This is a genomic window from Vreelandella olivaria (assembly GCF_023507745.1).
GTDB classification, from domain to species: domain Bacteria; phylum Pseudomonadota; class Gammaproteobacteria; order Pseudomonadales; family Halomonadaceae; genus Vreelandella; species Vreelandella olivaria_A.
Genome location: NZ_JALPZO010000008.1, coordinates 16,511 through 42,289, shown reverse-complemented (window position 1 = coordinate 42,289; position 25,779 = coordinate 16,511). Strand labels below are relative to the sequence as shown.

At 56.2% G+C, this 25,779-nt stretch carries 21 protein-coding genes and 2 tRNA genes; 17 read left to right on the top strand and 6 right to left on the bottom strand.

The window, feature by feature from the left end:
* Nucleotides 1-87: 87 nt before the first annotated feature.
* The 17 genes from HP566_RS00265 (at nucleotide 88) to HP566_RS00185 (ending at nucleotide 19,455) form a co-directional block, all read left to right on the top strand.
* Entirely contained in the window at nucleotides 88-1,068 is a 981-nt protein-coding gene (locus HP566_RS00265) for an ABC transporter permease (protein WP_249975249.1), read from the top strand.
* A complete protein-coding gene (locus tag HP566_RS00260) occupies nucleotides 1,065-2,801 on the top strand; it encodes an ABC transporter permease subunit (protein ID WP_249975248.1) in 1,737 nt (578 codons plus the stop codon). The genes HP566_RS00265 and HP566_RS00260 overlap by 4 nt, the downstream gene beginning before the upstream one ends.
* The gene (locus tag HP566_RS00255) at nucleotides 2,798-5,107 is read left to right on the top strand and encodes an ABC transporter ATP-binding protein (protein WP_249975247.1); all 2,310 of its coding nucleotides are present in this window, start codon (nucleotides 2,798-2,800) and stop codon (nucleotides 5,105-5,107) included. The genes HP566_RS00260 and HP566_RS00255 overlap by 4 nt, the downstream gene beginning before the upstream one ends.
* Before the next feature lie 116 nt (nucleotides 5,108-5,223).
* On the top strand, nucleotides 5,224-6,141 hold the full coding sequence (gene folP / locus HP566_RS00250) for a dihydropteroate synthase (protein WP_425348158.1): 918 nt from the start codon (nucleotides 5,224-5,226) through the stop codon (nucleotides 6,139-6,141).
* Nucleotides 6,138-7,487, top strand: coding sequence for a phosphoglucosamine mutase (gene glmM / locus HP566_RS00245; RefSeq protein ID WP_249975246.1), 1,350 nt, complete (start codon nucleotides 6,138-6,140; stop codon nucleotides 7,485-7,487). Before folP ends, glmM begins: the two co-directional genes overlap by 4 nt.
* 93 nt (nucleotides 7,488-7,580) lie before the next feature.
* Nucleotides 7,581-8,330 (top strand): triose-phosphate isomerase, encoded by a 750-nt coding sequence (tpiA, locus tag HP566_RS00240; protein WP_249975245.1) that lies wholly within the window; start codon nucleotides 7,581-7,583, stop codon nucleotides 8,328-8,330.
* Nucleotides 8,331-8,334: 4 nt separating this feature from the next.
* Entirely contained in the window at nucleotides 8,335-8,694 is a 360-nt protein-coding gene (gene secG / locus HP566_RS00235; protein ID WP_249975244.1) for a preprotein translocase subunit SecG, read from the top strand.
* A 34-nt stretch (nucleotides 8,695-8,728) separates the two neighbouring features.
* Nucleotides 8,729-8,815 (top strand) — tRNA-Leu (locus HP566_RS00230).
* Nucleotides 8,816-8,935: 120 nt separating this feature from the next.
* A tRNA-Met gene (locus HP566_RS00225) sits at nucleotides 8,936-9,012 on the top strand.
* A gap of 317 nt (nucleotides 9,013-9,329) precedes the next feature.
* Nucleotides 9,330-9,791, top strand: a complete 462-nt coding sequence (rimP, locus tag HP566_RS00220) for a ribosome maturation factor RimP (RefSeq protein ID WP_249975243.1) — start codon at nucleotides 9,330-9,332, stop codon at nucleotides 9,789-9,791.
* 71 nt (nucleotides 9,792-9,862) lie between these two features.
* Nucleotides 9,863-11,377 (top strand): transcription termination factor NusA, encoded by a 1,515-nt coding sequence (gene nusA / locus HP566_RS00215; protein WP_249975242.1) that lies wholly within the window; start codon nucleotides 9,863-9,865, stop codon nucleotides 11,375-11,377.
* Between the two features lie 27 nt (nucleotides 11,378-11,404).
* Nucleotides 11,405-13,963: a translation initiation factor IF-2 gene (gene infB, locus HP566_RS00210; RefSeq protein WP_249975241.1), complete on the top strand. Its 2,559-nt coding sequence runs from the start codon at nucleotides 11,405-11,407 to the stop codon at nucleotides 13,961-13,963.
* Nucleotides 13,964-13,980: 17 nt separating this feature from the next.
* Nucleotides 13,981-14,397: a 30S ribosome-binding factor RbfA gene (rbfA, locus tag HP566_RS00205; protein ID WP_249975240.1), complete on the top strand. Its 417-nt coding sequence runs from the start codon at nucleotides 13,981-13,983 to the stop codon at nucleotides 14,395-14,397.
* Nucleotides 14,397-15,317 carry a tRNA pseudouridine(55) synthase TruB gene (gene truB / locus HP566_RS00200; protein ID WP_249975239.1) on the top strand — a complete coding sequence of 307 codons (921 nt, stop codon included), beginning with the start codon at nucleotides 14,397-14,399 and terminating at the stop codon, nucleotides 15,315-15,317. The genes rbfA and truB overlap by 1 nt, the downstream gene beginning before the upstream one ends.
* 144 nt (nucleotides 15,318-15,461) lie before the next feature.
* Entirely contained in the window at nucleotides 15,462-15,731 is a 270-nt protein-coding gene (gene rpsO, locus HP566_RS00195) for a 30S ribosomal protein S15 (RefSeq protein ID WP_009723734.1), read from the top strand.
* 300 nt (nucleotides 15,732-16,031) lie between these two features.
* The gene (gene pnp, locus HP566_RS00190; RefSeq protein ID WP_249975238.1) at nucleotides 16,032-18,194 is read left to right on the top strand and encodes a polyribonucleotide nucleotidyltransferase; all 2,163 of its coding nucleotides are present in this window, start codon (nucleotides 16,032-16,034) and stop codon (nucleotides 18,192-18,194) included.
* Between the two features lie 91 nt (nucleotides 18,195-18,285).
* Entirely contained in the window at nucleotides 18,286-19,455 is a 1,170-nt protein-coding gene (locus HP566_RS00185; RefSeq protein ID WP_249975345.1) for an MFS transporter, read from the top strand.
* A gap of 62 nt (nucleotides 19,456-19,517) precedes the next feature.
* On the opposite strand, the gene HP566_RS00180 is transcribed toward HP566_RS00185, so the two are convergent.
* From HP566_RS00180 to pcnB, 6 genes are all read right to left on the bottom strand, one after another.
* Nucleotides 19,518-20,696 carry an acetyl-CoA C-acetyltransferase gene (locus HP566_RS00180; RefSeq protein ID WP_249975237.1) on the bottom strand — a complete coding sequence of 393 codons (1,179 nt, stop codon included), beginning with the start codon at nucleotides 20,694-20,696 and terminating at the stop codon, nucleotides 19,518-19,520.
* Between the two features lie 212 nt (nucleotides 20,697-20,908).
* Nucleotides 20,909-21,289 (bottom strand): aspartate 1-decarboxylase, encoded by a 381-nt coding sequence (gene panD, locus HP566_RS00175; RefSeq protein ID WP_249975236.1) that lies wholly within the window; start codon nucleotides 21,287-21,289, stop codon nucleotides 20,909-20,911.
* Between the two features lie 32 nt (nucleotides 21,290-21,321).
* Complete coding sequence (panC, locus tag HP566_RS00170) at nucleotides 21,322-22,185, bottom strand: pantoate--beta-alanine ligase (protein ID WP_249975235.1); 864 nt, start codon at nucleotides 22,183-22,185, stop codon at nucleotides 21,322-21,324.
* Nucleotides 22,186-22,235: 50 nt separating this feature from the next.
* Nucleotides 22,236-23,027 carry a 3-methyl-2-oxobutanoate hydroxymethyltransferase gene (gene panB / locus HP566_RS00165; protein WP_249975234.1) on the bottom strand — a complete coding sequence of 264 codons (792 nt, stop codon included), beginning with the start codon at nucleotides 23,025-23,027 and terminating at the stop codon, nucleotides 22,236-22,238.
* 186 nt (nucleotides 23,028-23,213) lie between these two features.
* The gene (gene folK, locus HP566_RS00160; RefSeq protein ID WP_249975233.1) at nucleotides 23,214-23,732 is read right to left on the bottom strand and encodes a 2-amino-4-hydroxy-6-hydroxymethyldihydropteridine diphosphokinase; all 519 of its coding nucleotides are present in this window, start codon (nucleotides 23,730-23,732) and stop codon (nucleotides 23,214-23,216) included.
* Nucleotides 23,733-23,744: 12 nt separating this feature from the next.
* Nucleotides 23,745-25,130, bottom strand: a complete 1,386-nt coding sequence (gene pcnB, locus HP566_RS00155) for a polynucleotide adenylyltransferase PcnB (RefSeq protein WP_249975232.1) — start codon at nucleotides 25,128-25,130, stop codon at nucleotides 23,745-23,747.
* Nucleotides 25,131-25,779 lie beyond the last annotated feature (649 nt).

Below are 25,779 nucleotides of genomic sequence, written 5' to 3'. Positions count from 1 at the left end.
GTATTCACCCACACGATAGGTGCCTGCCAACACGCCGTGCTGCTCACAAGGCGGAGCGGAGTGTTGGCTGTTCATAGCGAGTCCGTCATGTCCTCACGTAGAAGTTACCTGATACGCCGTGTATTCCACGGTTTTATGGCGCTGTTTATCATCGCCACGCTGCTATTTTTTCTATTCCGATTAGGCTTGCCAGACCCAACGGCGGCCCTTATTACCGAGGGGTTGAATCCCGAGGAGCGCGAACGTATCCGCGCCAGCTTTGGTCTCGACCGGCCCATCTGGGAGCAGTACTTCATCTATTTGGTCAATATTGTCCAGGGGGATTTTGGCTACTCCTTTCACTACCGCGCCCCAGTGGCGGATATTATCTGGGAGCGCCTGGGCAACACCATGATCCTGATGCTGCCCGCTATCGTGCTGGCATATGCGGTGGGCGCACCGTTAGGGGCCTGGCTTTCCTGGCGTCGCGGAAGCCGTGCCGATACCAGCGGCATCTTTGTCGGCCTGATGTTTCGCTCGGCGCCGATGTTCTGGACCGGAATGATCGCTATCCTGATCTTTGGTATTGGGCTGGGCTGGCTACCTACCAGCGGTATGCGCACGTTGCCTTACGAGGCGACGGGCTTCTTCGATAAGATTTTCACCCTCGACTTCCTTCACCATCTCATCCTGCCTGCTCTGGTAGTGGCGCTCTACTATCTGGGCTCACCGCTACTGATCATGCGTAACACCATGCTTGAGGTTTATGGGGAAGATTTCATTGAAATGGCCCGTGCCAAAGGCTTGCCAGAGCGTCGCATCCTCTATGCCCATGCGGCCCGTAATGCGCTGCTACCCGTGGTTACCCAGTTAGCGGTCACGATTGGCCTGGCCGCAGGGGGGCAGGTGGTGGTTGAAGTGGTCTTCTCATGGCCGGGACTGGGGCGCGAGATTCTTAACTCGGTACGTACCTCTGACTTTCCGCTTGCCCAGGCCAGTTTTCTGGTGATGGCGGCGTTCGTCATTAGCCTCAACCTGCTGGTCGATATTCTTTACACCATGCTGGACCCGAGGGTGAGCTTCAAATGAACCGATCACGACTACTTAAAAGTGCCCAGGAACCTGTACGGGCAATTCTCGGTGATCGACTGGCGCTGGTAGGGTTGGCGGTACTGATGTCAATTATCGCCATGGCGCTGTTTGCACCGTTTCTTTCCACCCATGCGCCCCTGGCGGTCAACGAGCGCGAAGAAGGGTCTATTTTTACCCGCACCCTGGAGGGAGAGCAGGTTCGCTGGGAGGCATTACCCCCACTGGGTGATGAAACCCTGAATGCTGCTGATTACCGGGATGGCCTGGGGATGGCGGTTGGGCGCAATGGCGTGGTTTGGCGCTATGCAGAGGGTGACTGGTCGCGCCTAGATACACCGCTTACCACAACGCTGAATGCAGTCAATATCCGCGAGGATGGTGCCACCCTGGTGGCGGGCGTGCGGGGTACCGTCGCACTGTGGACGCCGGATGATAGCTGGCGAACCTACGATATGCCCGAACCAATGGGCATTAACGGTATCGTATGGCTTGATGACAGTACGGCCCTGCTGGTGGGCGGGGGTGAAGTGATCTGGCGCCTTGATCTCCCCCGTGGCGAGGTTGAAACGTTGGCAAGCCCTGTGGGGCGTGGTTTTGACCTTAATGCGGTGGCGCTGGATGTGGATGGCAGCGCCTGGGTGGTCGGAGACCGGGGCCTGGCACTGCGGCTCGATCCTGAAGATGACAGCGTGAGCCTGGAGCGGTTGCCCGGTAATCGTGCCTTAAACCATATTCACTTTGCTGATAGTGGCGCAGGGCTGATCGTTGGGGAGCGGGGCACACTGCTCATACGTGAGGATGCCAGTGCCCGTTGGCAAAGCCAAAACGCCCCGGACTCACGTGCCATCCGTGCAGGCTGGATCACCGATGAGGGGCATGCGTTCGCGGTGGGGCGTAGTGGTATCATCTTTGAACGCGAGCCGGGAGCCGACTGGCGGCTGGTGCCCAGCAGCGAAGAGCGCCATTTGCGCGCGCTGATGGTCACCGATGAGCATTATTTCGCCATTGGTTCCGACCGCTTCGTGAATCGCCTGGCACCTCCCTCGGGCGAGCACTGGTTCGGTACCGATCACCTGGGTCGTGATCTGTTCAGTCAAAATATCCACGGCTCCCAGATCGCGCTGCTGGTGGGCTTTCTGGGGGCCACGTTAGTGGTATTGATCGGCGCCAATGTGGGGCTTGTTGCCGGGTATTTCCGGGGGCGCACCGAGACGGTGCTTATGCGTACCGTGGATGTGATGTATGGCATCCCCTTTGAACCCTTTGCGTTGATTCTGGTGCTGCTGTTTGAGCCTAGCCTGTTCATTGTGATCCTGGCGGTTTCGCTGCTTACCTGGCGTACCGTGGCGCGCTTGATTCGCTCTCAGGTGTTGAGCCTGCGCGAGCGTCCCTTTGTTAAAGCGGCCAGGGTGGCGGGGGCGTCCGACCTGCGCATTATGTATCTGCATATTTTTCCCAATGTGATGCCGCTGGTCTTCCTTGAGTTGGCAATTATCGTTGGGGTGTCGATTATTGCGGAAGCGACCTTATCGTTCCTGGGGCTGGGGCCACCCCAGTCGATCTCCTGGGGCGGCATTCTGCATAACGCGCGCTTATCAGGAGCCTGGCGCGAAGCCTGGTGGTGGAACCTGCCGCCGGGACTGTTAATCATGATCACGGTGCTCTCCGTGTTTTTCATCTCCCGCTCGCTTGAGTTGGTAGCTAACCCGCGATTGAGGGCACGCCGATGACTACACAGCCACTATTAACGGTCGACGACCTGGCCATTCATTATCAAACCGGAGCTGGCCCTGTTCAGGCCGTGGATGGCGTGAGTTTCGCCCTTGCGCCTGGAGAAGCGCTGGGGCTGGTGGGCGAGTCAGGTTGCGGCAAAACCACTGCTGCCAAAGCGATGCTGCGCCTTTTGCCGCCCAATGGACAGGTGCCAAGAGGACGTATCGACTTTGCAGGCCGGGACCTGTTAGGACTCGATCCAGAAGCCATGCGCCAGGTGCGTTGGGACGAGATTGCCTGGATCTCCCAGGCAGCGATGAATGCCCTGGACCCGGTGTATACCGTGGGAGATCAGATACTTGAGGCAATGAGTGCCCACCGGAAAATTGACCGCAAAGAAGCCTGGGCACACGCTGAGCAGCTATTTCGGGATGTGGGGATTGATCCGGGGCGGTTGTCCGCGTACCCCCATGAGATGAGTGGCGGTATGAAACAGCGCGCTGTGATTGCCATGGCGCTGGCCCTGGACCCGCAATTGATCGTTGCCGATGAGCCGACAACGGCGCTGGATGTGGTGACTCAGGCGCAGATTTTGTCGCGCCTGACCAAACTGCGCCGTGAACGTGGCATGGCGTTGATATTTATTACCCACGATATCTCTGTCGTCGTGCAAACCTGCGACCGCGTAGCGGTGATGTACGGTGGCCATATCATGGAAACGGGGCCGGTGCGGAAGGTGTTTGCGACGCCTTTCCACCCTTATACCATGGGCCTGACCAATGCGTTTCCCACCCTGGAAGGTGCTCAGCGGGAGTTGATCTCAATTCCAGGCAGCCCGCCTAATCTGCTCAGTCCACCGCCAGGGTGCCGCTTTGCCGAGCGCTGCCCTTTCGCGACCGAACGCTGTCGCCAAGAGGTGCCAGCATTGGCATGGGTGGGTGAAGGGCGGCATGCGGCGTGTCACTATCCTGATCAAACAGAAGACTTCCGTCAGCGTGCTGCCCGAAACGATACCTGGCAGATTGCCGGTGAGCGCCTTGGTGAGCAGGTGCAAGGAGCAGGAAGTTTGGAGCGTCGCATGAGCGAGACACCGCTGCTTGAAGTGGAAGGGCTGAAGAAACACTTCCCGGTTGAGCAGGGGTTCTTCGAAGGACTGCGTGGCCGTCGCCAGGAGCGTAAGGTTCATGCTGTCGATGGTATCAACTTTGAATTGCGTGAGGGCGAGATTCTTGGGCTTGCCGGTGAGTCAGGTTCGGGCAAAACCACCACGGGAGAGATGCTGGTCCGACTGCAGGATGTGACCGCAGGTGAAATTCGTTTCGATGGCGAGAATATCGCCGCCCTTAAGGGCGCTGCACTTAAAGCGTTCCGGCGCAGTGCGCAGATGATTTTCCAGGACCCGTATCAGACGTTGAATCCGCGCTTTACCATTCACGATATCGTGGCAGAACCGCTGATTATCCACCGCTTAGCCGATGGTGATGAGTTGGAGCGGCGGGTGGTGGAATCGTTGGAGCGGGCCGGGCTTAAACCCGCCAGCGCCTACCAGGAGCGCTTTCCCCATGAGCTGTCGGGAGGCCAACGGCAGCGGGTAGCCATTGCACGTGGTATTGTGTTGGAGCCGCGTTTTATGGTGGCGGATGAGCCGGTATCGATGCTGGATGTGTCAATTCGTGCTGGTGTATTGAATCTGATGCGCCGGTTTCGTAATGAGCTGGGTATTTCCTTCGTTTACGTCAGCCATGACCTGCCTACGATCCGTTACGTGGCGGATCGTACGGCCATTATGTATCTGGGTGAAATTGTAGAGGTTGGCCCTACGGATACCCTGATTCGTGAACGCAAGCATCCCTATACGCAACTGTTGCTGGATGCCAGCCCTGAGCCTGATCCTGCCGTGGTGAAGGCGCCCCTGGAGAGTGCCGGCGAAATTCCCAGCGCCGTTGAACCACCCAATGGTTGCCACTTTCATACCCGCTGTCCCAAGGCGCTGGCGCACTGTGGCTGGGAGGGGCGTGATGTGGCCACTGCTTTCAGTGAATGGCGCATCAGAGGGAATGCTATCAATCACTTGGCCAGCGTCAATGTGGTGGGTCTGACAGCCCGGCTGGCACTGGCTGAAGGGGCCAGCGAGGCCACTGCCCAGGATGAGCTTAACGCTATACTCTCTGCCAAGCATCCCTCCTTCTGGCAGGCGGCTCGGGTAGAGGTACAGAACGGCTATCTGAGCGTCCAGTTTGACGCACAGGCATCGCCAACGCGCCGTTTAATTGCCCGAGAGCATGAGGTGGCCTGCTATCTTTACGATAAACCGGTGGATTAGGGCGTAGCTGTGCTGTCATTTACACAACTGCCTTGACTGCGGCGCCCCAATCCGGGGCGCCTTTTGTTATCCTTACAGTCAATAGCTTTTTACCCATTTGCTCATCGGACGCCTGTATGACAACAAATGCCGACATCTCCATGCGCCAAACTCCAGGCGGCGCGGCTCAGCAACTGCGCTGTGGACGTCACTTACTGGATCTTTCCTTTCCCCGCGTGATGGGCATCCTGAATGTAACGCCCGATTCGTTTTCTGACGGCGGTCAGCATATCGCTGTGGACGATGCGCTGCGTCATGGCGAGCGCATGTTGGCAGAAGGGGCTGCGATGATTGACGTGGGCGGGGAATCAACTCGCCCCGGCGCCCATCCGGTCACTGAGCAGGAAGAGCTGGATCGCGTTGCCCCAGTGATAGAAGCACTGGTGCGCGAGCTGGACGCCCTGGTATCAGTGGATACCAGTAGTTCTGCCGTAATGCGTGAAGCCGGCGCGCTGGGGGCAGGGATGATTAATGATGTGCGGGCGCTGGAGCGTGAAGGCACACTGGCCGCAGCGGCCAGCAGCGGCCTGCCTGTCTGCCTGATGCATCGCCAGGGCGAACCCCAGGATATGCAACAGTCTCCCCGTTATGATCAGCCGGTTGAAAGTGTTGTGGCCGCCTACCTGGCCGAGCGCATAGCGGCATGCGAAGCGGCGGGGTTGCGACGCAGCCGATTGTTGATTGATCCCGGGTTTGGCTTTGGCAAAACCGTCGAGCATAACTTGCGCTTGCTGAAATATATGGATGCTTTACAAGTGTTGGAGCTACCGCTGTTGGTGGGCATGTCCCGTAAAAGTATGATTGGTAAAGTATTGGGTCGCCCGGTTGAAGAGCGTTTGGCCGGGGGGCTGGCGCTGGCGGCCATGGCCGTTGAGCGAGGCGCGAATATTTTGCGGGTCCATGATGTGGGGCCAACGGTGGATGCCGTTAATATGGCCTGGGCGGTGCTGCAGGAGGGCTGCGAGCTGACGCTGAATAAGGAGTTCAATGCATGACGCGACGTTATTTTGGCACCGATGGCATCCGTGGCACTGTGGGGCAATCGCCGATTACCGCTGACTTTATGCTCAAACTGGGGTGGGCGGCAGGCCAGGTGCTGCGCCGTGAAAAAGGCCGCACACGGGTGTTGATTGGTAAGGACACGCGTATTTCCGGCTATATGTTTGAATCCGCGCTGGAAGCCGGCCTTTCAGCAGCGGGCGTTGATGTCTCTCTGCTGGGGCCCATGCCGACGCCTGGCATTGCGTATCTGACGCGTACCTTCCGGGCCGATGCTGGCATTGTGATCTCTGCGTCCCATAATCCGTTTGACGATAACGGCATCAAATTTTTCTCAGCAGAAGGCAAAAAACTACCCGATGAGATCGAGGATCGTATTGAGGCGATGCTGGAGGCGCCGCTCACGACGGCAGAGGCTGCTCAGTTGGGCAAGGCAACGCGTATCGACGATGCCGCCGGTCGCTATATTGAGTTTTGTAAGTCAACACTGCCCGACCGGCTGAGCCTGCATGGACTGAAAGTTGTGCTGGACTGCGCCCATGGGGCTACCTACCATATCGCGCCCAATGTGTTTCGTGAGCTGGGGGCTGATGTACGGGTGATTGGCGTTGCTCCCGACGGGTTAAATATTAACCATCAGGTAGGCTCTACCCATCCCGCCGCATTGCGGGCGGCTGTCATTCAGCAGGGGGCTGATTTGGGGGTCGCTTTTGATGGTGACGGTGACCGGGTGCTGTTGGTGGATGCTGATGGCCGTGAAGTGGATGGCGACGATATCCTCTACCTGATTGCCCGGGATCGGCATGAACGTGGCCTGTTAGCCGGTGGTGTTGTGGGCACCCAGATGAGCAATTTTGGCCTGGCCATGGCCCTGGAAAAACTGGGCATCCCGTTTGAGCGTGCCAAAGTAGGCGATCGCTTTGTCATGGAGATGATGGCCGCTAATGGGTGGGAACTGGGAGGCGAGGCATCTGGCCATATCGTTTGTGGGCACGTACAGACGACCGGTGATGGGGTTGTCTCAGCGCTGCAGGTACTGGCACTTATGATGCGTGAGCAAAAGACGCTGCCTGTGCTGCTTAAAGGGCTGGAGAAAGTGCCCCAGTCATTAGTGAATGTTCGCTTGCCCGCCGGAGCGAACGCAAAGGAAATAGTGGCATCTAAACCTCTACAGCAGGCGGTTGCCGCACTGGAAGAACAACTGGGTGATCAGGGTCGTGTGCTGCTCAGACCATCCGGTACCGAGCCATTAATTCGAGTGATGGTGGAAGGGCGAGCCCACCTGGATGTGGATTCGTTGGCGCATACGGTAGCCGATCAAGTGCAGGCCCTGCTCAACTAACTTGCTCAAGAAACCCAGCTGTGCTTGCAACAGCGGTTGTCTTGACAAGGCCGCTCCTATACCATTTCGCTCCACCTTGAGTGAGGATAGTCAATGCGTACGCCATTAATTGCCGGTAACTGGAAAATGAACGGTTCTACGGCGTTGATTAACGCGTTTGGAGACACTTTCGCGACAGCCACGCTGCCTGCGAATATTGATGTTGTCGTGATTCCGCCGTTTCCTTACCTGGATGCCGCGCGTCATGCGTTCCAGAACACGCCGTTGCAGTTAGGGGCGCAAACGCTCAATCCTCAGCACTCTGGGGCGCATACGGGGGAAATTAGCGGCCGTATGCTGAAAGAGTTTGACGTGACTTACGTGCTGGTAGGCCACTCTGAGCGTCGCCAGCTATATCAGGAGACCGATGCTCAGGTGTTTAACCGCCTGGTGGCTGCCCTTGATGTTGGGTTGACGCCCATTCTCTGCGTCGGGGAAACCCTTGAAGAGCGCGATGCGGGGCGTACCATGGACGTTGTGCTACGTCAGGTGGGGCATGCAATGGCACGTTTAGAGCCTGTGCAGCGCCTGCAGATAGTGATTGCCTATGAACCCGTATGGGCGATTGGCACCGGGCGGACAGCAACGCCTAAGCAAGCCCAGGAAGTGATGGCGGGTATTCGTTCCTATCAGGCTGGGTTTGATGTTTCGCTTGCCGAGCAGCTTAAACTGCTGTACGGCGGCAGCATGAATGCAAGCAATGCGGCTGAGTTACTCGCACAGCCGGATATCGACGGCGGTTTAGTGGGCGGTGCTTCGCTCAAAACCGACGATTTCTACGCCATTTGTCAGTCAGCAGGATAACTCCATGCAAGTTGCAATTCTTATGGTTCATGTGGTGATTGCGGTCGCCCTGGTTGTACTCATCCTGCTTCAGCAGGGTAAAGGTGCCGAAGCGGGCGCTGCCTTTGGTGGAGGGGCGTCACAAACGGTCTTCGGTTCTCGGGGAAGTGGTAGCTTTCTATCACGCACTACGGCTGTTTTGGCGGCGGGCTTTTTCGTTACCTCCATGGCGCTGGCTTACTTTGCCACTCAGGCGGGCCAGGCGCCCGAGGCAGGTATTCCCGACTCGCGCCTGATTGAACAGCAGCGCAATATTCCAACGCTTGACGACGGTCCTGCAAGTATGGATAATACCGCGCCAGTGCTAGAGGAAAGCAGTGAGTAAGTTATTGAAGTCGCTTTCTTTAGCCTCCCCTGATGCCGAAGTGGTGGAATTGGTAGACACGCTATCTTGAGGGGGTAGTGACCGTATGGTCGTGCGGGTTCAAGTCCCGCCTTCGGCACCATCTGTTTCGCTGGTACGCCAGCTTTCCAGAGTTTTTTGTCAAGAAAATCGGGATTGGCACAGACGAAAACAGTACTTGACGTAAGCGGTTCAAGTGTCTATTATCGTCGACCTAGATTGATGCGGGGTGGAGCAGTCTGGTAGCTCGTCGGGCTCATAACCCGAAGGTCATCGGTTCAAATCCGGTCCCCGCTACCATTATCTGGTGGCATGTAAAGTAGCTTGGTCGCGATCATTATTGAGTGACTGGGTTGGCGGGAAAGATACGTCGCATGTTGCTAAAATGGTATTACAGGTTTCTTTCGAAAAGCCCCTTCCTGTGAAGGGGCTTTTTGTTAGTAGCTTTTTTGTCAACAGCTTTAACGAGCCAAGCGTGTCTCATGAGTGGATGTCGTGTGCAGTGTTAGATATCCAGGTTGCCAGAGACACATTTCCGGGTAACGCCAATCAGCCACCTAGCTTTTCTTATGACTCCTGGCCAGGTGCCTGATGCAACGGCTATAGGAGCTTTGTCTGTGGCCACAAAACACGCTGCGCTTCACGCGCTGATCGAACCTGTCGTTGCCGCCATGGGCTTTGAACTGTGGGGTATCGACCATGTTTCCCAGGGCAAACATTCGCGACTGGTGATCTACATCGAACGTGAAAGCGGTGTCAGTGTTGAAGACTGCGCTGATATCAGTCGCCAAGTCAGTGCCGTTATGGACGTAGAAGACCCTATTCCCGGTGAATACCGGCTGGAAGTCTCTTCGCCAGGTATGGCACGCCCCTTATATACCCTGGATCATTTCATCCGTTATCAAGGTCATCAGGTCGCGCTAAAACTACGCGTTGCCTTTGATGGGCGGCGGAAATACCAGGGGCTGCTTGCGGGAGTTGAGGGTGATGAGGTGCTGCTTCAACTGGATGGCGAAGAGTACTGCTTTCCTATTGAAAGCATCGATTCTGCACAAATTGTCCCGCAGTTCGACAATTAAAACGGGTGGCGGCTTCCGGCAGGTTTGCCGGGTGATGCACAAAAGGACAGGTTTTCTGGCGAGGCAGACGCATGAGTAAAGAAATTTTAATGGTCGTGGACGCGATCTCCAACGAAAAAGGCGTTCCCCGTGATGTTATCTTTGAAGCGGTAGAAGCCGCTCTTGCAAGCGCGTCACGCAAGCGTTTTGAGAATGAAGAAGCCAACGTGCGGGTGCGGATTGACCGCCGGACAGGCGATTACGATACCTTCCGCTACTGGACCGTTGTTGAAGATGACGAGTTCGAAACCCCTGATTACGAGATCAAAGAGAGCATTGCCGAGCAGCGCGAACCGCCACTCAAATTAGGCGATGTTGTCGAGCAGAAAATTGAAAACGCAGTATTTGGCCGTATTGCCGCGCAAACCGCGAAGCAGGTCATTGTGCAAAAGGTTCGCGAAGCCGAGCGCGCCGAAGTGGTGCGCCAATACGCGGACCGTGAAGGTGAGCTGGTAGCGGGTATTGTGAAAAAGACCACCCGTGACGGCTTGATTATTGATCTTGGCGAAAACGCCGAGGCCTTCCTGCCGCGCAATGAGATGATTCACGGTGAACGCTACCGCATGAATGAACGCGTGCGCGCGCTGCTGGTAAAGGTAGACCCGGATGCCCGTGGTGCCCAGCTACAGCTGTCGCGTACCAGTCCTGCCTTCATTATTGAGCTGTTTAAGATTGAAGTGCCGGAAATCGCGGAACAACTGATTGAAATTAAAGGCGCTGCGCGTGACCCAGGCTCCCGGGCCAAAATCGCTGTTAAAACCAATGACCGCCGCATTGATCCTGTCGGTGCCTGTGTTGGTATGCGTGGTTCACGTGTGCAGGCTGTCTCTTCCGAGTTGCAGAATGAGCGTGTGGATATCGTGCTGTGGGATGACAATCCCGCGCAGTTGGTGATTAATGCCATGGCGCCTGCCGATGTAGCATCTATTCTGGTTGACGAAGATGCTCACGCCATGGACGTGGCGGTTGCGCAAGATAACCTGGCCCAGGCCATCGGTCGTAGTGGGCAGAACGTGCGCCTGGCTTCAGAGCTTACCGGCTGGCGTATTAATGTCATGACCGAAGATGAGGCTGAGTCCAAGCGTGAGCAGGAAATCGATAGTTTGGTGGACTCCTTCGTTCAGCACCTGGAAGTGGACGAGGATGTTGCCCGCCTGCTGGTAGAAGAAGGGTTCACTACCCTGGAAGAAGTTGCCTACGTGCCGCTTGAAGAAATGCTCGAAATCGAAGAGTTCGACGAAGAGTTGGTAGAAGAGCTGCGTGCACGTGCGAAAGACGAGCTACTGACGATGGCAATTGCCTCGGAAGAAGCGCTGGATGGTGCCCAGCCAGCAGATGACCTGCTGGAAATGGACGGTATGGAGCGCCACCTGGCCTTCATTCTGGCTAGCCGAGGCATTGTTACCATGGAAGATCTCGCCGAGCAGTCTGTCGACGATCTGGTCGATATCGAGGAGTTGGACGAAGCGCGCGCAGCGGCACTGATCATGACTGCCCGTGCGCCCTGGTTCGAAGGCGATGGCGTATCGGATTCGAACACACAGTAAACAGGTCACGGGCTGAGGAGGGTCACTATGTCAGATATGACAGTTAAAGATTTTGCAGTAAAGGTGGGCCGTGATGTGCCCCGCCTCTTGGAACAGATGAAAGAAGCTGGTTTGAAGCACGCGTCCGAAAGCGATGCGGTATCGGAAGAAGACAAGCAAAAACTACTGAGCTTTCTAAAGAAAAGCCACGGTGGCGGCGATAGCGATGCGGGCAAAAACCGCATTACACTGACCCGTAAAACCCGCAGCCGTATTAAAACCGGCGAGCGTGGCAAGACCATTGAAGTTCAGGTGCGTAAGAAGAAAACTTACGTTAAGCGTGCCGAAGACGAAAAACCGAAAGCCGCCGAGCCCAAGCACTCCGGCCCGCGTCAGTTGGTAGGCGATATGGCTGAAGCGGAAGCTGAGCGTAAAGCCCGTGATGCTCGCGAGGCGGAAGAGAAAGCCGCAGCAGCCAAGGCCAAAGCGGCTGAAGATGCCGCACGCAAGCAAGCGGAAGAGCAGGCCAAAGCTCAAGCAGCCAAAGCCGCTGCAGTACCCGATATCGCAGTACCTGAGCTTGAAATCGACGACACTCCGGTAGCTGATGATCTGCCGCCTGCGCCGCCGAAAGAGGGTCGTACGGACCGTCGTACTGCGCCCCCGAAAAAGGCTGCTGCGAAGAAGAAAGGTCGTGATGACGACGATGATCGTGGCGATCGCGAAGAGCGTAAACGTGGCGGTGGCAAGAAAGCAAAGCGTGCCGAACGCCGTGGTGGGCGTCGCGGCGGCGGCGGTGGTGCCAGCCAAAGTGGCAATGGCAAGCATGGCTTCCAAAAGCCGACCCAGCCGATTGTGCGTGAAGTTTCGATCCCTGAGTCCATCAGTGTTGCTGAGTTGGCCGACAAAATGTCGATCAAAGCCAACGAAGTCATCAAGGCCATGTTCACCATGGGCGCCGCGGTGACCATCAACCAGACGATTGACCAGGATACAGCGGCCATCGTTGTGGAAGAGATGGGCCACAAGGTCAAACTGGTGAAAGATGACGCGCTGGAAACGGAAATGCTCGAAGGCATCTCCTATGAAGGCGAAGAGATCACCCGTTCACCGGTTGTAACCGTCATGGGTCACGTTGACCATGGTAAAACCTCGCTGCTGGATTATATCCGTCGTGCCAAAGTGGCTACTGGCGAAGCCGGTGGTATTACTCAGCACATTGGTGCTTACCATGTGGAAGATGACCACGGCGGCGTGACCTTCCTGGATACCCCTGGCCACGCAGCGTTTACCGCCATGCGTGCCCGTGGTGCCAAGGCAACGGACGTGGTTATCCTGGTGGTGGCAGCAGATGACGGCGTTATGCCCCAAACCGTTGAAGCGATCGAGCACTCCAAAGCGGCTGAAGTACCCATGGTCGTGGCGGTGAACAAGATTGATAAGACGGGCGCCGACTTTGACCGCATTCGTAATGAACTCTCGCAGCATGGCGTGATTTCAGAAGAGTGGGGCGGTGACACCCAGTTTGTGCACGTCTCAGCGAAGACCGGTGAAGGCATCGAAGAGCTGCTGGAAGCCATTCAACTGGTATCTGAAGTACTTGAGCTGAAAGCCGTGCCATCTGCACCAGGTAAAGGCGTCGTGGTGGAGTCACGCCTCGATAAAGGCCGTGGCCCGGTGGCTACCGTGCTGGTGCAAAACGGTACGCTGAAGAAAGGCGATATCGTTCTGGCTGGTCTGCACTATGGCCGTGTACGTGCCCTGACCAATGAACTGGGCCAGCAGGTGGATACCGCAGGTCCTGCCATGCCGGTAGAAATTCAGGGTCTGGATGGTACGCCGGATGCCGGTGATGACTTCATGGTGGTGGCCGACGAGAAGAAAGCGCGTGAAGTGGCGAACTTCCGTCAAGGCAAATACCGCGAAGTGCGTCTGGCGCGTCAGCAGAAGGCCAAGCTGGAAAATATGTTCAGCCAGATGGGCCAGGACGAAGTGGCCAAGGTCAATATCGTCCTGAAAGCGGATGTTCAAGGCTCACTGGAAGCGATCAAAGGCGCCCTGGAAGAGCTCTCCACGGATGAAGTACAAGTGGCGGTTGTTTCTTCCGGTGTTGGTGGTATCACCGGTACCGATGCCAATCTGGCACTGGCTTCTGAAGCTATCGTGGTCGGCTTTAACGTGCGTGCCGACGCAGCAGCCCGCGAGATCATCGAGCGTGAAGGCCTTGATCTACGTTACTACAGCGTCATCTACCAGCTGATTGATGAGGTCAAGCAGGCGATGAGCGGCATGTTGGCCCCCGAGTGGAAAGAAGAGATCGTGGGCGTGGCCGAAGTACGCGACGTGTTCCGTGCGCCGAAGATCGGTGCGGTGGCTGGTTGTATGGTCGTCGAAGGTACCGTCTCGCGCAGCAAGCGCATCCGTGTTCTGCGTGACAACGTGGTGATTTACGAAGGTGAACTCGAATCGCTGCGCCGTTTCAAAGATGACGTTCAGGAAGTGCGTAACGGCATGGAGTGTGGCATCGGCGTGAAGAACTACAACGATGTCCAGGTCGGCGACAAGATCGAAGTCTTTGACCAAGTGAAGGTCGAGCGCAGCCTGTAAGGCCGCGAGGAGCAACCATGCGCGAATTTAAGCGTACCGACCGGGTAGCCGACCAGCTCCAGAAGGAGCTGGCGGTACTGATCCAGCGCGAAGTGAAAGACCCGCGCTTGGGCATGGTAACGGTGAGCGGTGCCACTGTAAGCCGTGACCTTGGCTATGCCGATATCTATGTCACCCTGCTGGGTGAACAGGACCCCGAGCGAATCAAGGAAAACCTTCAGGTACTGAAACGTGCCGCAGGTTTTCTAAGAAGCCAGATTGCCAAGCGTATCAAGCTGCGCCATGTGCCCGAGCTGCGCTTTCATTACGATGAAAGCGTAGTACGCGGCCAGCACCTCTCATCGCTGATTGACGAAGCAGTCTCAACAGACCGTGCCCGTCAGCAGCATGACGAGGACGGCAGTGAAAACAGCAATGGTGAGGAGACGCGCTGATGGCACGTCGCCGTCGTGGATTACCGGTTAACGGCGTCGTGTTGCTGGATAAGCCGAAAGGTATTTCCAGCAACCATGCGTTGCAGCGAGTGCGCCGTCTGTTTGAGGCGCAGAAGGCTGGTCATACCGGCACGCTGGACCCCATGGCCACGGGCTTGCTGCCGATTTGCCTGGGGGAGGCCACCAAGTTCTCCGCGCACCTGCTGGAAGCCGACAAGATGTATCGCACCCGGGTGGAACTCGGGGTGATCACCGACACCGGCGATGCGGAAGGCACCGTGATTGAGCAGCGCGAGGTGCCAGACCTCACCGCTCAGGATGTTGAGTCTGTCTTGACGCGTTTTCGTGGTGAGATAGAGCAAGTGCCGCCGATGTACTCGGCCTTGAAGCATCAGGGTAAAAAGCTCTATGAGTTGGCCCGCGCAGGAAAGCAGGTTGAGCGTGCAGCGCGGCGGGTAACCGTGTATGATGCGCGGCTGCTTGCGTTTGAGGGCACTGCCTTTGAACTGGAAGTAAGCTGCAGCAAAGGTACCTATATCCGCACATTGGCCGAAGATATTGGTCATGCTTTGGGGTGTGGTGCCCACATTAGTCAGTTGAGAAGGCTTAAAACCGGGCCTTTTAGCGGTGACGGCATGTGGACACTGGACGCCCTTGAGGCATTGGCGGGGCAAGCCACCCGTGAGGCTGAGCTGATGCCTGTGGATGTGCTGGTGGAACATCTGCCTTCACTGGCAGTGGATGAGACGGCCTATGGTCGGCTTTCCCACGGCCAGTCAGCCAGTTTGTCCATCGGAACGTTAATGCCTGATGCGCTGGCAAGGCTTTATTACGCTGAGTCGTTTATCGGCCTTGGTGTTGTAAAAGGAGCACAGGAAGTGGCTCCCAAGCGGCTGTTAAGTACCGTCGCTTGTTCGTAAATTCGCCTGTAAAACGTTGCAAGGAAGTAACGATTTGCGCGAAAATCGTACGTGAAGATTGTACGTGAAGAGAGTCGACTGAGACTGCAAATATGCGTGGTCTCACCCATTCATTTTTAGGCATATTGCTTACTGGAGAGACAGATGGCATTAACCGCTGAGAAAAAGGCCGAGATCGTCAACGAATACGGCCGCGGCGATAACGATACCGGTTCCCCTGAAGTTCAGGTTGCACTGCTGAGCGCCAACATCAATGGCCTGCAGGACCACTTCAAAACCAACAAGCAGGATCACCACTCGCGTCGTGGTCTGATCCGCATGGTAAACCAGCGTCGTAAGCTGCTGGACTACCTGAAGCGTAAAGATTTCGAACGCTATCAGTCTCTGATTCAGCGTCTGGGTCTGCGCCGCTAAGCGTTACCGGCAAAGATTAAAAAACGGGCAGCTCTTACGAGCTGCCCGTTTTTTTTATAGTGCGCCAGTCAAGGCGTTGTTCCTGGGGGCGTCTCTAATATCCCTGATTAACTATTATGCTGGCCCATCCGGTGTTGCCATTAGCTTCAGAGTGCTTTTATAACGTTATCTAAAACATATTTCAGCGACTTTTTAGCCGCCTCAACAGGCGATTTTGGGTTTCTGGTAGCCCTATGGCGCGGCAACGCCTAGAATGGTGACGAGTCAAAACGACCCAAACGAATAGACAAGTAGATATTAATGTTAAAGGAAGTCGCCGTGAATCCGGTAAAAAAAACGTTTCAGTACGGTCGTAGCACCGTCACTCTTGAAACTGGACGCATCGCCCGCCAGGCCACCGGTGCCGTTATGGTCACCATGGATGAAACCGTCGTACTGTGTACGGTAGTGGCAAAGAAAGATGTGAACCCAGGCCAACCCTTCTTTCCGCTCTCGGTACATTACCAGGAGAAAACCTACGCAGTAGGTAAGATTCCCGGCGGCTTTTTCAAGCGTGAAGGGCGTCCGACTGAGAAAGAGACCCTTACTTCGCGTTTGATCGATCGCCCGATCCGCCCGCTGTTTCCCAAAGGGTTTATGAACGAAGTGCAGGTGATCTGTACCGTTCTGTCCACTGACCGTAATCATGATCCTGATATTGCGGCCATGCTGGGTACCTCGGCAGCGCTGGGCATCTCTGGTGTTCCCTTCAAAGGCCCGATTGGTGCCGCTCGTGTTGGCTTTAATGAAGAGCAAGGCTACTTCCTTAACCCAACGGTTGAAGAGCTGGACACTTCAGAGCTGGATATGGTGGTGGCGGGTACTGAAAACGCCGTACTCATGGTGGAGTCAGAGGCTCAAGAGCTACTCGAAGACGAAATGCTGGGAGCCGTGCTGTTTGGCCACCAGGAGATGCAGGTCGCCGTTAGCGCCATCAAAGAGCTGGTGGCTGAAGCCGGCAAACCCCGTTGGGAGTGGCAGCCGCCCCAAGAGAATGTGGCGCTGAAAACTGCCATGGCCGATGCTTTTGAAGCCAAGGTGGGTGATGCTTACCGCATTACCGACAAAATGGCCCGCCAGGATGCCCTGGCCGTGCTGAAAGAAGAAGCTCTGGCACAGTTGGCTGCTGTTGATGGCGAAGACGTGGAAGGCAAGTTTAGCGCCGATGAAGTGAAAGGCGCGTTTGCGGGTCTTGAAAAGCGTGTTGTACGCTCTCGTGTGGTGAAAGGTGAGCCGCGTATTGATGGCCGCGACAACTTCACTGTGCGCCCGCTGGCGATTGAAGTGGGTGTGCTGCCCAAGACTCATGGCTCTGCCATCTTCACCCGCGGTGAAACCCAGGCGATTGCGGTGGCGACGTTAGGTACGCTGCGTGATTCGCAACTGATCGAATCCTTGGAAGGTGAGCGTAAAGATCGCTTTATGCTGCACTACAACTTCCCTCCCTACTCGGTAGGCGAAGCTGGCTTTATGGGTGGCCCGAAGCGCCGCGAAATTGGTCATGGCCGCTTGGCGCGCCGTGGCGTGCAGGCTATGTTGCCCTCGGAAGAAGCCTTCCCCTACACCATTCGCGTGGTGTCAGAAATCACTGAATCCAATGGTTCCAGCTCGATGGCGTCCGTATGTGGCTCCTCCCTGGCGTTGATGGATGCGGGTGTGCCGCTGAAAGCGCCGGTCGCGGGTATCGCAATGGGTCTGGTGAAAGATGAAGATGGCTACGCGGTATTGACCGATATTCTGGGTGATGAAGACCACCTGGGCGATATGGACTTCAAGGTTGCCGGTTCTGAGGAGGGTGTCACCGCCCTGCAAATGGACATCAAGATTGAAGGCATCAACGAAGAGATCATGGAAACGGCGTTGCAGCAGGCTCACAACGCACGTATCAGCATTCTTGAGCAGATGAATGTCGTGATCAGCCAAAGCCGTACCGAGGTATCTGAAAACGCCCCGTCGATGGCCACCATCAAAATCGATCCAGACAAGATCCGTGACGTTATTGGTAAAGGCGGTGCCACCATTCGTAAAATCTGCGAAGACACCGGTGCCTCTATCGATCTGGACGATGACGGTACCGTGCGGATCTACGCGGAAGATAAAGCTGCCGCGAAAAAAGCCATTGATACCGTGCTGGCTATTACGGCAGAAGCGGAAATCGGTAAGCTCTATAACGGTAAAGTGGTACGCATCGCTGACTTTGGCGCCTTTGTGAACATCATGCCGGGTACTGACGGTCTGGTGCATATCTCGCAAATCGTCCAGGAGCGCGTGAATAACGTACGCGACTTCCTAAACGAAGGCGATGACGTGATTGTGAAGGTGCTGGATATTGATAACCGCAACCGGGTGAAGCTCTCTATTAAAGAGATCACTGAGGAAGAGAAAGCGGCGTTTGCAGCTGCTGAGGCGGAGATCGTTAGCTAAATAGCAGTGCGTTAGTTCTACCGCCCCCGTAGTCACTGGCTGCGGGGGCGGTGTCGTTTTTATGCAGCGCATAGGAAAAGAGAGGAGTGCCATGGAGCAGGAGCAAACGCCGCGCTGGTGGGCGGTAGTGGCCGTTATGATCGGCATTTTTTTATTGGTGACCGCGGAGCAGCTACCCATTGGGCTGCTTTCACAAGTGGCGGCGTCTATGGGTGTCACTCCCGGTATGGCAGGATTAATGGTGACGGTGCCCGGTGTGGTGGCGGCGTTTTCAGCCCCATTGCTGCCGGTGGCTGTGGGCCGTTTGGATAGGCGCGTGATGCTCACACTGATGATGGTGGTCATGGTCATCGGTAGTGCACTATCCGCCATGGCGAGCAGCTTTGCGTTGTTGTTGGCAGCTCGTGTGTTAGTGGGTATCAGCATTGGTGGATTTTGGGCGATTGCGGGGAGTATTGCCCCGCGCCTGGTGCCCCAGGAGCAGGTGCCTAAAGCGATGACGGTAATTTTTGGTGGCGTAGCCGCCGCTTCGGTACTGGGTGTACCGTTGGGCACGCTGTTAGGGGATCTGAGCAACTGGCGGGTGGCATTTGGCGCACTGGGTGGGTTCAGCCTGCTCACGGCCATAGCCTTATGGTGTTGGTTACCACCACTGCCTCCCAGAGAGCCCGTGCGCTTACGGGTATTGGCGCAGCAGTTTAGTAATCAGGGAGTACGGGTCGCGGTATTGACCACGGGGTTTGTCGTCGTCGGGCATTTTGCGGCCTACACTTTTATCAGCCCCATCCTGCAGGAGATCAGTGGCGTTGCACAGCGCCATGTGGGTAGCCTACTGCTGCTATACGGGGCGGCGGGTATCCTGGGCAATATCGCTGCCGGAGCCTTCGCCGGGCGGCACCCTTACCGCGCGGTGCTGGCCATTCCCAGCCTACTGCTGGTGGTCGTGGCGGTATTCCCGCTATTAGGTGTGCAGCCCACCAGCGGTGTCATGCTGTTGATGGTATGGGGGGCTGTCTTCGGTAGTGTATCGGTCAGTATTCAAACGTGGATTCTGCGCGCGGCACCCAATACTGAGGCGGCAACTGCGCTCATGGCCTTTGTGTTTAATATGTCCATTGGCCTTGGCGCCATGGTGGGTGGGCGTGTTGTGGATGGCACCAGCTTACCCATAGCAATGTGGGCCGCCTCGGGACTATTTCTGCTGGGAGCGCTGTTGGTATGGCGGACACCCGCCAGTGTGGTGGGGGAAAAACACCGCTGATCCATTAAAAAAATCCCCCGTTAGTAACGGGGGATGGCGGCTTGCTGGGCTAAACGTGCGACTTAGCGGCGCTCAATCGCCAGCGCAACGCCCTGGCCGCCACCGATGCATAGCGTGGCCAAGCCTTTCTTGGCATCGCGGGCGATCATCTCGTGCAGCAGTGTCACCAGTACACGGCAGCCCGAAGCACCAATGGGGTGGCCCAGGGCGATGGCGCCGCCATTAACGTTTACCTTTGAGGTATCCCAGCCGAGCTCTTTGTTGACTGAAAGTGCCTGGGCGGAGAACGCTTCGTTCGCTTCTACCAGGTCCAGGTCATCAAGGCTCCAGCCGGCCTTTTCCAGGCAGCGACGCGTGGCAGGTGCTGGGCCAATGCCCATGATGGCCGGGTCCACACCGGCGTTGGCGTAGGCTGCAATGTGAGCCAGAGGCACCAGGCCAAGCGCTTTGGCTTTTTCTGCCGAGCAGAGCATGACCACCGCGGCGCCATCGTTCAACGACGAGGCGTTACCGGCGGTAACAGTGCCGTCTTTCTTAAACGCGGGACGCATACCTGCCAGTTTGTCGGCAGTGACTTCCCGCGGGTTTTCATCGGTATCAAAGACGATGGGGTCGCCTTTGCGCTGGGGCACTTCCACCGGCACTATTTGGCTCTTGAATTTACCCTCTTTGATGGCAGCGGCGGCTTTTTGCTGAGACGCTGCGGCAAACTCATCCATTGCCTCCCGGGTAATGCTGTATTTTTCGGCTAGATTTTCTGCTGTGATGCCCATGTGGTAGTTATTGAAGGCATCCCATAGTCCGTCGTGAACCATGGAGTCGATGGCTTTCCAGTCGCCCATGCGCTGGCCGTTACGGGAGTTGGGAAGAATATGCGGAGAGGCCGACATGTTTTCCTGGCCTCCCGCCAGAATAATCTCCGCATCACCACAGCGAATGGCCTGGGTTGCTAAATGCAGTGCCTTAAGGCCAGAACCACAGACCTTGTTAATGGTCATGGCTGGTACGGATTCGGGTAAGCCCGCTTTAATGGCGGCCTGACGAGCAGGGTTCTGGCCAACACCTGCGGTAAGCACTTGCCCGAGCAGGACTTCATCAATCTGTTCCGGGGCAACTCCCGTGGAGGCGAGAATATCTTTGATCACCAGTGCACCTAAGTCACTGGCGGGAATACCAGCGAGTGATCCACCAAAACTACCTACGGCGGTGCGGCGAGCTGCAACAATAACCACGTCTTGCATAGGAGGACTCCTTGGGTAAGTAACGCGAACGGTCCGCTTGACGGTGGGTCAGCGAAAACTCTGCTGCCCATCCATTATTGGTCAGCCGTGTCTTGTCAGACTTACCCTTCAGCATAGGGGAAGGTTGTGCGTTGCGGCAATACGCTTTTTAGCCAAATAAAAACGGGCCGATGAGCGGCCCGTTACCCTGTACGCTTAGCGTGTTATTGGGCTTATGCCAATTGCACCGGAATTGCGTTGCTGGTATGGCTGACGTGATTACCTTCCTGCAGATACACCAGCGCTGGCTGGTGGCCATCAAGTTCGGCATCCGAGTAGTGAGCGTAGCTACAGATAATGATGCGGTGCCCTGGCGCTGCCAGATGGGCTGCCGCGCCGTTAATGGAGATCATTCGGGAGCCTTCTTCACCACGAATGGCATAGGTGGTAAAGCGCTCACCGTTTTCCACGTTGTAGATCTGGATCTGTTCGTTTTCGCGGATACCCGCCATATCCAGTAGGTCGCCGTCGATGGCACAAGAGCCTTCATAGTTCAGTACTGCATGGGTAACACGGGCCATATGCAGCTTGGCTTTGAGCATAATGGTATGCATGGAAACAAACTCCTTAGAACGGCTCGCGCCGCTTAATGGCTAGAGGTGGCGTTGGGCAGCTGTACGCTGAGGTTGTCGATTAGCCGGGCAGGACCCAGCGTGGCGGCTGCCAGTAGCACGGCGTTGCGCGTAGCAGGGGTTACCGGCGCAAGTGTCTCATCACGCAGCTCAAGGTAGTCGGGGGTAAAGCCTGCACCTGTTAGCAGGCTGGCTCCCCGCTGTAATACCTCTGCGGTGCTTTCTCCGCGCTCAAGAGCGTCCCGCAGCTCACACAACGTGCGATAGAGCATGGGGGCAGTGGTGCGCTCCTGTTGGCTTAGATAGCCATTGCGGGAGGAGAGGGCCAGACCATCATCGGCACGCACAATGGGCACGCCGATGATCTCAATAGGCATATGCAGGTCGCTCACCAGTTTGCGAATAACCGCCAGTTGTTGATAGTCCTTTTCACCAAAGCAGGCGATATCTGGCTGAACCAGATGAAAGAGCATGCTGACTACCGTTGAAACGCCATCAAAATGGCCTGGCCGTGCTGCGCCGCATAGGCCCTCACCCACCTTGGGAACATGCACACGAGTCTGGGTGTCCAGGCCGTTGGGGTAGAGGGCGCTGACGGTAGGCGCGAATAGAATATCGCAGCCTGCGTCGGTCAACTGCGTCTGGTCTGTCTCGAAAGTGCGTGGGTAGGCATCAAGGTCTTCACCTGGGCCAAACTGCATCGGGTTCACAAACAGGCTGGCTACCACGATATCGGCATGTTGGCGTGCGCGGGCGACAAGCGCCAGGTGGCCTTTGTGAAGGTTACCCATAGTGGGCACTAACCCAATACGCTGGCCGCGCATACGGTGTGCACGAAGAGTGCTGCGGAGGTCGTTAATATCTCGCAAAGTACGCATAGGAGAGTGGTCGTCATTCACAGGCGTTGCGTTAAAACCGTGGGCATCGCTTAGAAGCAGTGCTCCGGTGCAGGGAAAGTGCGGGCTTTGACCGCTTCGTGGTAACGCTGAAATGCACTTTGGATACTGTCAGCGTCCGCCATAAAGTTTTTAACAAAGCGTGGTGTACGGCCGTTGGTAACGCCTAGCACATCGTGCATGACCAGAATCTGGCCATCTGTACCGGGGCCTGCACCAATACCGATGACAGGTACATCCAGGGCCTCAGTGACCGCTTTACCCAGGCTTGCGGGTACACATTCAAGCAAAATCACCGAGGCACCCGCTTCAACCAGTACTTTGGCGTCGTTGATGATTTGTTCGGCCTGCGCCGCTTCCCGGCCCTGTACTTTATAGCCGCCCATCTGGTACACGGTTTGCGGTGTTAACCCCAAATGCGCGCATACCGGTACGCCCCGGCGGGTGAGCTCGCGGATACCTTCGGCCATCCATGCTTCACCTTCTACTTTTATCAGTTCCGCTCCGGCGCGCATTAAGGCGGCTGCATCTTCGAGCAAGCGCTCAGTGGTTGCGTTACTCATAAAGGGCAGATCAACCATCAGCAGGCTATGCCCTTTGCCGCGCGCCGCGCAGCGGGTGTGGTAGCAAATGTCGTCGATGGTCACGGGTAGAGTACTGGTATGCCCTTGTAAGACCATGCCCAGGGAATCGCCTACTAATAGGACATCAACGCCTGCAGTACTCGCCGCATGGGCAAAAGAGGCATCGTAAGCGGTAAGGCAACTGAACGTTTCACTGGCTTTTTTGTACGCCTGCAGGGTGCTCAGGGTGACGGTTTTCATGGCGTGCTCTCGTAATTTCTACGTGGGGCCGATGCCGCTTGGCCGATGACTGAAAACGTGCTTTGCGCGCTAATGTTCCAGGCATCTTCTAGGCAGCCGACCATTATTATCGCTGCATCCCTGCAAACGCGAAGTGGCGTAACCGGCAATTGTTACCTGAATGTGGGTCTGGTGTCGAGATTTGAGTCAGATGGTAGCAGTAGCGGTGATGTTCTGGTCGGTCAAACGGTGTATTTCGGTTTGTTGCAGACCATCCAGCCAGCTGCCTAGTGGCTGCTCATACAGAGTCAGCGGATGATCCAAGGCCCGTACCAGCTCTGCTAGGGGGATCAGCACAAAGCCACGTTCGTGCATCTCGGGGTGGGGAACCTGCAAACGTGGATGATTAATTGCTTGCTGATCATAGAGCAGCAGGTCCAGGTCAAGCGTACGCGGCCCCCAGTGGCGCAACCGCCGGCGGCGGTGGCGCTGCTCTAGTGCCTGAAGCTGGTCGAGCAGTGCCAGTGGTGACAACCGGGTTTCAATGGCAGCCACCGCGTTAATAAAGTCGGGCTGATCCTGCGGTCCCACTGGGGGGGTGGCATAGAGCGAGGATGCCGCCACTAACCGGCCAAGTGGAAGATCGTTCAGCTCGATTAACGCTTGACGTACCTGGGTGACGGGGTTTTCGAGGTTACTACCTAAACCGATATAAGCACGGGGCATGATGGGTGGCGCTCACTGTTCGGCTTTACGCGGTTTACGGCGTTTTTTGCGGCGGCGGTCACCCTGGCTGGCCGGGTCGCTGCCAACTTTTTGCAGTAATCGGAGCTGCTCGTGTTCGTCGCCTTGCTGGAAAGCAGTCCACCAATCTCCCAGGCCACGCGGTATTTCACCTGCCTGTTCACGGAGGAGCAGTAAGTCATAGGCGGCGCGAAAGCGCGGATGTTCACGGGTCTGGAAGGCTCTTTTTCCTCGCCGCATGGGTAAGCGTGCCTGTAGTTCCCAAATATCGCGCATGGGCATACCAAAGCGTTTGGGAATAGAGGTGTGCTGAAGCTGACGTGCAACCACTTCCTGGGCTGCTGTTTGCAAGGCGGGAATGGCAGGCATTCCATCGCGCTCCAGCTCTGCCTGGCGATGAGCCACTGGTGCCCATAAGAAGGCGGCTAATAAAAACGCGGGGGTGACCGGGCGGTCTTCAGCAATGCGCTTGTCAGTATTGGTAAGCGCCTGCTCAATCAGCTCTTCGGCCCAGGCTGCATCGGCCATTGCTTCTTCCGCTTCAGGGAATAGCATGCCAAATAAATTGTAATGACTCAGCAGGCGGAAAGTGATTAAGCCATTCCCCGACATAAATAACTTGAGTACTTCATCGAAGAGCCGCGCCGGAGGAATTTGCAGCAACAGTGGCGCCAGCTCGTACATGGGTGCTTCGGTGTTTGGCTCGATAGTGAAATCAAGCTTGGCAGCAAAGCGTACGGCCCGCAGCATGCGTACGGGGTCTTCCCGGTAGCGAGTGGCAGGGTCACCAATCAGACGTAGCGTGCGCGACTCAATATCCCTTGCACCGTTGGCGAAGTCATGGATGGTGAAGTCGGCAATGTTGTAGTAAAGCGCGTTAACAGTGAAGTCACGGCGCAGTGCATCCTCTTCGATGTTGCCCCATACGTTATCGCGTAATAACAGGCCGGCATCCGACTGTTGGGCGATGTGGTCACCGTGTTCATCCTGGGGTTGGCCACGGAAAGTAGTGACTTCAATCACCTCACGGCCGAAGCGCACATGCACAATGCGAAAACGCCTGCCAATCATGCGTGAGTTACGAAATAAGTCCCGCACCTGTTCCGGCGTGGCGTTGGTGGCCACGTCGAAATCTTTAGGCATCTTGCCCAGTAGCGCATCACGAATACAGCCGCCTACCAGATAGGCATCAAAGCCGGCACTGTTCAGGCGATAGAGAACCTTTAAAGCGGCGTCGCTCATCTGCTGACGAGAAACAGGGTGCTCGGAGCGCGGAATGATACGGGGACTGAGAGCATCAGTGGTGCTCTCTGGGGAATCGAGCAGGGGTTTCAATTGCTCTCCCGGGCTATGTAAGAAACGGGTAAATCCTTTGAACATGCGACGATATCGACTCGCAGGGTTTTTTTTGAAAAAGTGACCGTGCAGTTTGGTGGTAAGTCGCTGAGTGTAGCCGACCCCTCAATGCTTGCAAAGCACCTAAGTCGGTTTGTAAAAAAACAAAACCTTTAAACGCGGAAAGGGGAGGCTAAGCTAGCCTCCCCTATAAAGCAGACAATCAGCGTCCATGCTGCTGTTTTTATTCATGATGGCACATCGCCCTGAATACGCACCGCAGTCGGTAGATATAAATACCTGATCAATTCCGACCGCCTCGTATTCAAAACAATAATCCAACCGCGAACTTTTCCCTCCCGGCGAATTGTTATTGGCTCCGGGGGTGTACACACGCTCTACTATTATTCTTGTTGGTACGTAGAGTCTCCGTTGTACATCGCGTCCTTTTTGGGCACTTGCTGGCTGTTGTTATTGTTCGCTGCGCTTATGCTGCCTGGCGCAAGCAAGTAGTGAGACTCAAGCCTGTTGTTCTTGTTGGTGCTGTTATCTCTGCCTGGCCCTGTTGTTTTTGTTTTGGCTCAGGTCGGGGCGGTGTCTTGTTGTTTTTGTTGGCGACTTACCGCGCTGCCCAGTTTATTTTTCTTACCCAGTAATATTGCACTCGTCGTGCCACTTGTTGGATAAGCTATAA

Excerpts from the sequence above, each read along its gene's own strand:
- folK (WP_249975233.1), bottom strand. The coding sequence starts at position 23,732 with ATGCCCCGTGCTTATATCGGTTTAGGTAGTAACCTCGAAAACCCCGTC.
- tpiA (WP_249975245.1), top strand. The coding sequence starts at position 7,581 with ATGCGTACGCCATTAATTGCCGGTAACTGGAAAATGAACGGTTCTACG.
- infB (WP_249975241.1), top strand. The coding sequence starts at position 11,405 with ATGTCAGATATGACAGTTAAAGATTTTGCAGTAAAGGTGGGCCGTGAT.
- rbfA (WP_249975240.1), top strand. The coding sequence starts at position 13,981 with ATGCGCGAATTTAAGCGTACCGACCGGGTAGCCGACCAGCTCCAGAAG.
- panC (WP_249975235.1), bottom strand. The coding sequence starts at position 22,185 with ATGCGTACTTTGCGAGATATTAACGACCTCCGCAGCACTCTTCGTGCA.
- HP566_RS00255 (WP_249975247.1), top strand. The coding sequence starts at position 2,798 with ATGACTACACAGCCACTATTAACGGTCGACGACCTGGCCATTCATTAT.
- rpsO (WP_009723734.1), top strand. The coding sequence starts at position 15,462 with ATGGCATTAACCGCTGAGAAAAAGGCCGAGATCGTCAACGAATACGGC.
- folP (WP_425348158.1), top strand. The coding sequence starts at position 5,224 with ATGACAACAAATGCCGACATCTCCATGCGCCAAACTCCAGGCGGCGCG.
- panB (WP_249975234.1), bottom strand. The coding sequence starts at position 23,027 with ATGAAAACCGTCACCCTGAGCACCCTGCAGGCGTACAAAAAAGCCAGT.
- HP566_RS00185 (WP_249975345.1), top strand. The coding sequence starts at position 18,286 with ATGGAGCAGGAGCAAACGCCGCGCTGGTGGGCGGTAGTGGCCGTTATG.
- HP566_RS00265 (WP_249975249.1), top strand. The coding sequence starts at position 88 with ATGTCCTCACGTAGAAGTTACCTGATACGCCGTGTATTCCACGGTTTT.
- HP566_RS00260 (WP_249975248.1), top strand. The coding sequence starts at position 1,065 with ATGAACCGATCACGACTACTTAAAAGTGCCCAGGAACCTGTACGGGCA.
- panD (WP_249975236.1), bottom strand. The coding sequence starts at position 21,289 with ATGCATACCATTATGCTCAAAGCCAAGCTGCATATGGCCCGTGTTACC.
- HP566_RS00180 (WP_249975237.1), bottom strand. The coding sequence starts at position 20,696 with ATGCAAGACGTGGTTATTGTTGCAGCTCGCCGCACCGCCGTAGGTAGT.
- truB (WP_249975239.1), top strand. The coding sequence starts at position 14,397 with ATGGCACGTCGCCGTCGTGGATTACCGGTTAACGGCGTCGTGTTGCTG.
- glmM (WP_249975246.1), top strand. The coding sequence starts at position 6,138 with ATGACGCGACGTTATTTTGGCACCGATGGCATCCGTGGCACTGTGGGG.
- secG (WP_249975244.1), top strand. The coding sequence starts at position 8,335 with ATGCAAGTTGCAATTCTTATGGTTCATGTGGTGATTGCGGTCGCCCTG.
- pcnB (WP_249975232.1), bottom strand. The coding sequence starts at position 25,130 with ATGTTCAAAGGATTTACCCGTTTCTTACATAGCCCGGGAGAGCAATTG.
- nusA (WP_249975242.1), top strand. The coding sequence starts at position 9,863 with ATGAGTAAAGAAATTTTAATGGTCGTGGACGCGATCTCCAACGAAAAA.
- pnp (WP_249975238.1), top strand. The coding sequence starts at position 16,032 with ATGTTAAAGGAAGTCGCCGTGAATCCGGTAAAAAAAACGTTTCAGTAC.